This window comes from Streptomyces caniscabiei (assembly GCF_014930365.1).
Lineage (GTDB): Bacteria > Actinomycetota > Actinomycetes > Streptomycetales > Streptomycetaceae > Streptomyces > Streptomyces caniscabiei.
Window position 1 is genome coordinate 1 of record NZ_JABXWI010000064.1, and the last position, 889, is coordinate 889.

Genomic DNA, 889 nt, shown 5'->3' on the forward strand with positions numbered 1-889 from the left:
AGGACTCGATGGTGGAGCCGTCGGCGCCCTCGGCGGTGCTGTGCACGGTGTACTCGATCACCCGGACGGTGATGCGCTGTCCGCGTGGCCCGTTGAGGTGGGAGAGATAGGTGCCGTCGTGAAGCACCTCGATGACGGGCAGGGTGAACGACGCGCTCGCGCGCCACAACAGCTCAGCGCCCCGGCCCGCGGCTGCGGTGAACAGGTCGTAGGAGGGGAAGCCCCGGTCGGCCAACAGCAGCGTGCCCCGCTCGATCATCGGCAACAGGCGTGTGGCCAGGGTGCGTTCGCCGACCGCAAGGGAGTCGAAGACCGCTGCGATCACGGCCAGGGTGCCGCACTCGACCAGGGCCAGCAGCCGCACCTGTGGATAGGGCCCCTGCCGGGCCTCGGTCATAGGCCGGGAGTACGCGGCGGAGTTCGCCGCACTGGTCGGGGACGTTAAAGGTGGTGCCGTCCAGCGAGGTCAGGCGCAGGTTCCGCCAGAAAACCCCCGGCGTGGCCGGCGTGCCCTGCGCTCCGCGCATTCGGTCGAACAGCACCCTAAGCGCCCCCGCCCCCAGCCGGGACCGGGCCTTGGTCAGCGACCCTGTCGATGCAGGACGCCACTTCTCGCCCCGCTTGAGCGGCCAGTGCTCCACCAGCTCCCGCAGTACCCCGCCGTACCCGACCGAGGTGAACAGCCACATGGCGAGGGTGAAGTAGACCACCAGCCGCGCGGGCAACGACTTCACCGCGCGTTCCCGCGCAACGGCCTCCTCGATCGCGAAGTCCACCAGCTCCGGCGTGAACGTCCGCGTCAACGCGCCAATCCGTATCCGTTCCGGGAAGCCATCCCCACCACATGATCACGAGCCACAAGCCCCGGATCCTAAACGATCACCCAGCA

Annotated in this window: 2 pseudogenes; both read right to left on the reverse strand. The window is 69.0% G+C overall.

The features are described 5' to 3' along the window. Positions 1-397: pseudogene (locus HW837_RS49500) on the reverse strand (IS4 family transposase); the annotation flags it as partial. 145 nt (positions 398-542) lie between these two features. Beyond that, positions 543-818 (reverse strand): annotated as a pseudogene (locus HW837_RS50570) (transposase domain-containing protein); the annotation flags it as partial. Positions 819-889: the final 71 nt, after the last annotated feature.